This window comes from Streptomyces sp. NH27 (assembly GCF_056859195.1).
This window is the reverse complement of the sequence record NZ_JACEGK010000379.1, coordinates 1-7,772: the sequence shown is the minus strand read 5'-3', so window position 1 is coordinate 7,772 and position 7,772 is coordinate 1. Positions and strand designations below refer to the sequence as shown.

Below are 7,772 nucleotides of genomic sequence, written 5' to 3'. Positions count from 1 at the left end.
GCACCCCTCGCCCCGCGCCGGCCCAACGGGGTGCGGGTGCCGGCCGTGGGTTCAGCCGAAGCGGCTCGCGCCCGAGGAGCGGAGCACCGCGGCGACCGCATCGGCGAGCGGATCGATGTCGGCGAGGCCGAGCGGGGAGACGGTGATCCGGATGCCGGGCGGGGAGTTCAGCCGGAAGCGGGCGCCGGGCGCGGTGGCCCAGCCGTGCTGGAGCAGCCCGGCGACCGCACCGGTCTCATCGGCGACCGGCACCCAGGTGTTGAGGCCGCACCGGCCGTGGGCGGCGACCCCGCGCTCGTCGAGCGCCCCGAGCAGGGCCTCGCGGCGCACCGCGTAGGAGCGGGCGGTGCGCTCGGTGTCGACGGCGTGGTGCTGCCAGAGGTGCACCACCGTCCGTTGCAGCAGGTGGCTGACCCAGCCGGCGCCGAGCCAGTGCCTGCCGCGCACCCGGGCCACGGTGACCTCGTCGCCGGTGAAGACCGCCAACCGGAGATCGGGGCCGTACGCCTTGGCGATGGAGCGGACCAGCGCCCAGTGGTCGGTGGCGCCGGACAGGCAGTGCAAAGGGAGGTCCACGAGGCCGTGCAGATGGTCGTCGTCGATCACCAGGACCTGCGGGTGGGCGGTGAGCAGGGCCCGCAGTTCGGTCGCGCGGGCCGCGGACAGGGCGGCGCCGGTGGGGTTCTGGCCACGGTCGGTGACCAGCAGGGCGCGTACGCCCGCGGCCAGCGCGCGTTCGACCTCGGCGACGACCGGTCCTTCGTCGTCGACGGCGACCGACACCGCGCGCAGCCCCATGGCCGGCACCAGGTCCAGCACGCTGCCCCAGCCGGGGTCCTCGACGGCGACGGTGTCGCCGGGGCGCAGGTGGGCGGCGAGGACTCGTTCGATCGCGTCGAGCGATCCGGAGGCGAGGCCGATCGGGCCGGCGGGCACCCCGTCGGCGTCGAGGGCGTCCCGGGCGAGGTCGGCGAGGTCGGCGTCGACGGCGGGGCCGCCGTACAGGGCGGGGGCGATGGCGTGGTGGGCGGCGGCGTCGGCCAGAGCGTCGGCCAGCGGCGGGAGCAGCGCGAGGTCGGGGTTGCCGGTGGACAGGTCGCGGATGCCGGACGGCACGTCGATCCGGATCGTGGCGCGCGGCGCTACGGCCGGGCGGTCCCGCACCCTGCTGCCGCGGCGGCCCGCCGTCTCGATCACCCCGCGGTCACGCAGCAAACGGTAGGCGGCGGCCACCGTGTTGGGGTTCACCCCGAGGTCGCGGGCGAGTTCGCGCAACGGCGGCAGGACGGCGCCGGGCTGCAACGCGCCCGCGCCGACCGCGCGTTCGATGTCGGCGGCAATTGTCGATGCGCCACGCCCGGTGATTGAGTACTCTCCTAGCACAAACAATATTATGCACTAGTTCAAAGGATCGTGCCATGCCCACCGTGCCGACTGCCCCCGACGCGCCCCCACCGCCGCAACCCGAACAGCCCGCGCAGCCGTCGCAACCCGCCGAGCCGCCGTACCCCACCACCAACCGCAACGTCCCGACCCGTTCCGCGGACCGGGCCTCGTACGACCACGCGGTCGTGCACGCGATCCTCGACGAAGGCTACCTCTGCCACCTCGGCTTCGTCCGCGACGGCGCCCCGGTGGTGCTGCCGACGCTGTATGCGCGCAGCGGCGAGCGGCTGTACGTGCACGGGTCGACGGGGTCGCGGCCGCTGCGGGGCGCGCACGGCGGACCGGGGCTGGCGGTGTGCCTGACCGTGACGCACGTCGACGGGCTGGTGCTGGCGAAGTCGGCGTTCCACCACTCGATCAACTACCGCTCGGTGGTGGTGCACGGCATCGCCCACCAGGTGACCGACCCGCAGGAGCGGGCCCTGGCACTGGACGCGATCGTGACGCAGGCCGTGCCGGGCCGGGCCGACGACTCCCGCCGCGCCAACGCGAAGGAGTTGGCCGCGACCGCCGTGATCCGGCTCGACCTGCGCGAGGTGTCGGCGAAGATCCGCACCGGCGGGCCCAACGACGAGCCGGAGGACCTCGAACTGCCGTACTGGGCCGGCGTGGTCCCAGTGGCGCCCGCCTACGCCGCCCCGGTGCCGGCCGGCTACCAGGACCCGTCCACGCCCCTGCCCGACTACCTCGCGCCCGCCGGCCCGCGCGGCGCCGACCGAAAGGACCCCGGCGCATGCTGATCCACCCCTGGGACGCGGCCACCGACGACACCGAGTGGCAGGAGTGGCTGGCCGCACGCGACTTCGGCCAGCTCGCGGTGAACGGCCTCGACGGCGAGCCGCCTTTCGTCCAGCCCGCCCACTTCGTCTACGACCCGGCGCCCGGCGCCCATGGCGAGGTGCTGCTGCACCTGGCCCGGCCCAACCCGCTGTGGCACGCGCTGGAGGCCGCGCCCCAGGTCACCCTCAGCGTCGTGGACGACTACACCTTCGTCCCCGGCCCCTGGCACGCCGCACCCGGTGCCCCTTCCGAGTACGGCACCCCGACCAGCTTCTACGCCGCGGTCCAACTCCTGGGCGTCGCCCACATCCTGGACGACCCGCAGGCCAAGGCCGATCTGCTCGGGCGCCAGGTTGCCCACTTCCAGCCCGACGGCGGCACCGCGCCGGTCGCACCCGGCCACGAGCCGTTCGGCCGCATGCTCGCCGGCATCCGCGGGGTGCGGATCGACGTCACGCAGGTGCGGGCCAAGTTCAAGTACGGCGGCAACAAGCCCAAGGAGGTGCAGCGCCGCGTCACCGGCCTGCTCGCCGACCGCGCCGCACCCGGCGACGCGGCCGCGCGAGCCCACCAGCTCCGCCGCCTGTCAGCCGGCTGACGGCGCTGCCGGGGCGGACCCGGCGGGCTGCTGCCTCGTCTCCTCCCAGGCCAGCACCCCGACCGCCACCAGCAGCACCAGCGTCCCGGCCAGCGTGGCCGCGGTGAGGCGCTCGCCGAGCAGGGTGACCGCCAGGACGGCCGCCGAGACCGGCTCGATCAGCGCCACTACCGAGACCGTCGCCGCGCGCAGCACGGCCGCGCCCGCGAAGTACAGCGCGTACGCGAGTGCGGTCGGCACGGAGGCGAGATAGCCGAGCAACGCGAGCGTGCGGCCCAGGTGTTCGGCGTGCGGCAGCAGCCCCTCCGACCAGGCGGCCGGCAGCAGTACGACCGTGCAGATCCCGAACGACCACAGCGAGGTGGTCAGCGGGTCGCCGGCCGCCCCGCGGCTGCCGTACCACCGGGTCAGCAGCGTGATCCCGGCATATCCGGCCGCCGACACCACCGCCAGGGCCACCCCGGCCGGCCGCACCTGCGTGCCACCGCCGCCGAGCACCAGGACGGCGAGCCCGGCGAGCGCCCCGGCCACCGCGATCGCGCCGCCCCGGCCGATGCGTTCGCCCATCGACACCCGGGCGACCAGCGCGATCAGCACCGGACCCGAGCCGAGCGTGACCACCGTGGCCACCGCGAGCCCGGTCGAGCGCACCGCGCAGAAGTACGCGACCTGGAAGAGCGTGAGCCCCGTGCCGGTGGCCGCGATCCGGACGAACCGCCCCCACCGGGACGCCACCGGGACCGGGACCGCGGCGGCGGCGGATCGTACGGTCACCGGTCGTACGGCCCCGGCGCCCGCGTCCTTGGCGATGGGCGCGACGGTGCCGGGACGTACGGCGCCGGGCCCCGTGGCAACGGGCTCGCTGGCGACCGGTGCGGTGGGGACCGGTGCTGTGGGGACCGGGATTGCGGCGGCCTCACGCACCACGGCCTCACGCGCCGCGGCCCGCGCGGCCGAATCCGGGGCCGCACCCGGGGCCGGGCGCAGCCTGCGGGCCGCCAGCAGCAGGACGAAGCCACCCGCGGCCCGCCAGAAGGTCAGCGCGAGCGGACCGAGGCCGCTCCCGCGGTAGAGGACCGCGGCGACGGCACCCGCCGTGCCCCACGCGGTCGCCGCGCACACCACATACAACAGCCCCTGCCCGGACGTGATCCGGGCAGCCGAAACCTGCGAACGTGACAAGGGAAGTCTCCCGCCAGAAAGGTGAGTTGAGAAACGAACGTCACCGTCTGCGGGCAGCACACATGGCCGTAGGGCGCCTACCGGCGCCTCGACGAGCCGTTACCGGGTCCGCGCCGCCCGCGCGTCAGGCGACAGGAGGCGGAAGAACAGTGGAGTGCATGCCCCCACCTTAGCGCCGTGGCCGTGGCCGTGGCCGTGGCCGTGGCCGGAAGGTTCACCGGAACCTGCGGCCGGCCCGGGCCCCGGCCGCGCTACCGCCGGGGTGCCAGGTCCGGCTCGACCCGCGGGTCCGGGACCGCCGGCGGCGCGGGCGGAGTGGGCTCCGTAACTGCCGTGGGCAGGGCCGTCTGCGCCACGAACGCACCGGCGAGCACCAGGGCGCCACCGAACAACTGCGGGGAGCCCAGGTGCTCGCCGAGCAGGAACCAGGCCAGCACGGCGCCGACGACGGCCTCGACGCAGGAGACGACCGCGGCGATCTGCGGGCTGAGCCGCCGCACCGCCATCACGCCGGTCAGGTAGGACACGACGGTGCAGACGAGCACGATCCAGCCGACCAGCAGGATTCCGGGGACGTCCACGTCGCCGAGCGGCACCTGGTGGGCGAGGGAGGTCCAGGCGATGTCCCACGGGCGCGCGACCAGGGTGAGCGAGGCGGTGCCGATCAGCAGCGCGTGCGCGATGACCGCGACCGGGTCCGGCGCTCCCCCGTCGTCGACACCGTCCACGAGCCCGTCGCCGGCGCGGTCGAGGTCCGGGGAGGCGGCCGCGCCGTCCTGCGCGCCGTGGTCGGCCAGCACGAAGTACGCGACCTGGCAGCAGGCCGCGCCGAAAGAGCAGAGCAGGCCGAGCGGCGCGAAGGCGAGCCCGGACCAGATCCGGACCACGAAGCACATGCCGCCGACCGCGAGGACCACGCCGACCACGGCGGCGCGCCGTACCTTCCGCCGCTGCACGAACCGCACCCAGCCGAGCAGCAGCGCGGGGCCGAGATACTCCACGAGGATGGCCACGCCGACCGGTATTCGGGAGATCGCCAGGTAGTACAGCGCCTGGACGCCCACGATGCCGAGCAGCCCGAAGCCGATCACCAACCCGGGCCGCTGGAGCGGAAGTCGGCGGTGGCGCACCGCGACGGGCAGCAGCACCAGCGCCGCCCCCGCCACCCGCATCCACACCACGTGCAGCGGCTCGAACCCGGCCTCGATGAGGGGCTTCGCCGCCACCCCGGAACCACCGAAGGCCACGGCGGACAGCAGTGCGAGCCCGACCCCGCCGCTCCGCACCTGAGTTGACCGCATCAGGACATGATGGCAGTCCCCGACAGCAGCGTCATCTCGAACACGGCCTGCGGCAGCCCTCGTCGGGCCACGTCGATCCGGAAGTCGATCATCCGTAACATGCTGGTCCGGGCGTTGACGCCCCGGAGGCTGACGGCCCAGACCGACGACGGCCCGGCACGGGATGGCTACGGCCCGGGGAGCGACGGCGACCGCCCGGGGCGGGATCGCGACGGCCCGCGCGGTCACGGCCACAGCAGCGTCCGTGCCCACCCTTCCCCCGCCGACCGCCGTTCGTACCGCACCCGTACGTGGAAGCGCTCCGGGTCGGCCTGCCAGAACTCCGCCTCGTCCGCCCGCAGTCGGTACACCGTGTGCGTGGCGGGCACCCGGTCCGGCTCGGCGGCGACCAGGTCGCGGGCGGCCCGTAGCGCCTCGTCGTACTCCGCCGGCCCGGACAGCGGCGCGCTCATCGGGCCGGCGAACGCGGCCGCGCGCGCGTGCTCGCCGCGGCCGAGGAAGTCGCGGGCGGTGGCGTCGGGGCCGAGCACGGTGACCGGCCCGGCCATCCGGATCTGCCGGCCCTGCGCGGGCCAGTACCAGGTCAGCGCGGCACGCGGGTTGACGGCCAGGTCACGGCTCTTGCGGCTGCGGGAGTCGGACGCGAAGTCGTAGGCGCAGTCGGCGGTGTCGATGCCGCGCAGGATCAGCACGCGGGCGCTGGGCGTGCCGTCGGCGGCGGCCGTACTGAGCGTCATGACGTGGGGTTCCGGCACCGCGCCGGCGAGCGCCGCGTCCAGCCACTGCGCGAACAGCGGCCCGGGGGTGTCCGGCACCGCCGCCGGGTCGAGGTGCGGCAGCGGCCCGGCGAGCACGGGCGCGGCCCGGGTGCGGGCGAGCAGCGCCTCGTCGTCGCGCCGCCCGGCACCGCCGCCCGAGGTGTGGTCGCCGCCACCGCCCGCCATCCGCCCCTGCATACCGCGCCCCTCCATCCCGCCTCCTTCCCGCCGTGCCGTCCACCGGACAGCGTCCATCACACACCAGCGCCGGGCCGCCGACGGGTTGCCCCGCCCACGGCCCGGCGCAAAGGGTGCGCGATCACCCGGAGTCCGCCGCCGCGCACGCCGATGACCTCGGTGCCGTAAACGATTCCGATCGGCCGGAAGCCTGTCCCCCACGCTCACAGATCGTCAAGACTGTACGCAGGGCATTGTTGTGCCCCACCCTGGCGGGAGCGCTTTCCCGCACGTCAGCACGACAACGCACAGCGCACGCAAAGAAATCCGCCCGGCGCGCCACTCCGACCGGCCCGCCCGGACCCGACCGCCGGCCCCTCGCCGCCCCTGCCTCCTGTCCAACTCGCGCAGAACGGGTACCTCGTGAACATCCGTGAACTCGCCCGCCGCAGCGGTGTGTCGACCGCCACCGTCTCGCGGGCGCTCAACGACCGGGCCGAGGTCAGCGAGGCCACCCGCGCGCGGATACGCCAACTGGCCCTGGAACTGGGGTACGCGCCCAACGAACCGGCCCGCACCCTGGTCCGGCGCCGGTCGGACACGATCGGGCTGATCTGGGACAGCGGTCAGGAGGCACAGGGCCTGCACAACCCCTTTCTGCTCGGCCTGCTCAGTGCCGTGCGCACCGCCCTGTCCGAGGCGGACTACCACCTGATGCTGCTCACCACCGCGGGCGCCGAGGAGCCCGACGGTGCGTATCTCCAGGCGGTGCAGCGGCACAACCTGGAGGGCGTCATCGTGCTGACCACTCCCCCGGACGACCGCTGCCTGCGGGCGCTCGCCGCCTCCACGGTGCCCTGCGCGGGCATCGACACCGCGTTCACCGGGCCGCGTACGGTCCAGGTCAGCTCCGACAACGCGGCGGGCGCGGCGGCCGCCGTCCAGCACCTGTACGAGCTGGGGCATCGCAGGATCGCCACCGTCACCGGGCCGCTGCACCTGCCGCCGGCGGCCGAGCGGCTGACCGGCTACCGCCGGGCGTGCGAGCGGCTGGGCCTGCCGGCGCCCGACGACTACGTGGCCGAGGGGGACTTCTTCCTGGCCAGCGGCGAGGCGGCGGCCCGTGGTCTGCTCGCCCTCGCCGAGCCGCCGACCGCGATCTTCGCGGCCGGCGACCAGATGGCGATCGGCGCGATGCACGCGGCGGCGGACGCGGGGCTGTCGGTGCCGCGGGACCTGGCCGTGGTCGGCTTCGACGACATCGACGCCGCCTCGCTGGTCCGGCCGGCGCTGTCCACGGTCGCGCAGGACCAGCGCGCTCTGGGCGAGGCCGCCGTCGCGGCCCTGCGCAGCCTGCTGGACGCCGACCCCGGCAGGCCCAAGGACCTCATCCACTCCTACATCGTGCCGACTCGGCTGCTGATCCGCGGCTCCAGCCGCGCGTAGCGGGCGCCGGTCGCCCGGGCCGGCCCCTACCACCCGCGTCGACAAGCCCGCGGGTCGGTACCCCAGGCATGCCACCGGTCGCGT

7 protein-coding genes are annotated in these 7,772 nt (G+C 75.1%); 3 read left to right on the top strand and 4 right to left on the bottom strand.

From position 1 onward, the window contains the following. Nucleotides 1–51: 51 nt before the first annotated feature. Nucleotides 52–1,383 (bottom strand): aminotransferase class I/II-fold pyridoxal phosphate-dependent enzyme, encoded by a 1,332-nt coding sequence (locus AC13HU_RS26410; RefSeq protein ID WP_483044455.1) that lies wholly within the window; start codon nt 1,381–1,383, stop codon nt 52–54. A 35-nt stretch (nt 1,384–1,418) separates the two neighbouring features. Between AC13HU_RS26410 and AC13HU_RS26405 the strand changes: the two genes are divergently transcribed. Both AC13HU_RS26405 and AC13HU_RS26400 read left to right on the top strand, forming a co-directional pair. Beyond that, a complete protein-coding gene (locus AC13HU_RS26405; protein ID WP_483044454.1) occupies nt 1,419–2,186 on the top strand; it encodes a pyridoxamine 5'-phosphate oxidase family protein in 768 nt (255 codons plus the stop codon). Further along, entirely contained in the window at nt 2,180–2,824 is a 645-nt protein-coding gene (locus tag AC13HU_RS26400; protein WP_483044453.1) for an FMN-binding negative transcriptional regulator, read from the top strand. Before AC13HU_RS26405 ends, AC13HU_RS26400 begins: the two co-directional genes overlap by 7 nt. Here the strand turns inward: AC13HU_RS26400 and AC13HU_RS26395 are convergent. From AC13HU_RS26395 to AC13HU_RS26385, 3 genes are all read right to left on the bottom strand, one after another. After that, the gene (locus AC13HU_RS26395) at nt 2,813–4,006 is read right to left on the bottom strand and encodes a DMT family transporter (RefSeq protein WP_483044452.1); all 1,194 of its coding nucleotides are present in this window, start codon (nt 4,004–4,006) and stop codon (nt 2,813–2,815) included. The two genes, AC13HU_RS26400 and AC13HU_RS26395, sit on opposite strands and share 12 nt — an antisense overlap. 251 nt (nt 4,007–4,257) lie before the next feature. After that, entirely contained in the window at nt 4,258–5,307 is a 1,050-nt protein-coding gene (locus AC13HU_RS26390) for an EamA family transporter (protein WP_483044451.1), read from the bottom strand. 224 nt (nt 5,308–5,531) lie between these two features. Continuing rightward, nucleotides 5,532–6,278: a pyridoxine/pyridoxamine 5'-phosphate oxidase gene (locus tag AC13HU_RS26385; protein WP_483044450.1), complete on the bottom strand. Its 747-nt coding sequence runs from the start codon at nt 6,276–6,278 to the stop codon at nt 5,532–5,534. 387 nt (nt 6,279–6,665) lie between these two features. On the opposite strand from AC13HU_RS26385, the gene AC13HU_RS26380 reads away from it, so the two are divergent. After that, entirely contained in the window at nt 6,666–7,688 is a 1,023-nt protein-coding gene (locus AC13HU_RS26380) for a LacI family DNA-binding transcriptional regulator (RefSeq protein ID WP_483044449.1), read from the top strand. Nucleotides 7,689–7,772: the final 84 nt, after the last annotated feature.

What these genes read in the sequence shown, in the direction of transcription:
- AC13HU_RS26390 (WP_483044451.1), bottom strand. Translation starts at nt 5,307, where the DNA reads ATGCGGTCAACTCAGGTGCGGAGCGGCGGGGTCGGGCTCGCACTGCTG.
- AC13HU_RS26400 (WP_483044453.1), top strand. Translation starts at nt 2,180, where the DNA reads ATGCTGATCCACCCCTGGGACGCGGCCACCGACGACACCGAGTGGCAG.
- AC13HU_RS26405 (WP_483044454.1), top strand. Translation starts at nt 1,419, where the DNA reads ATGCCCACCGTGCCGACTGCCCCCGACGCGCCCCCACCGCCGCAACCC.
- AC13HU_RS26385 (WP_483044450.1), bottom strand. Translation starts at nt 6,278, where the DNA reads ATGGAGGGGCGCGGTATGCAGGGGCGGATGGCGGGCGGTGGCGGCGAC.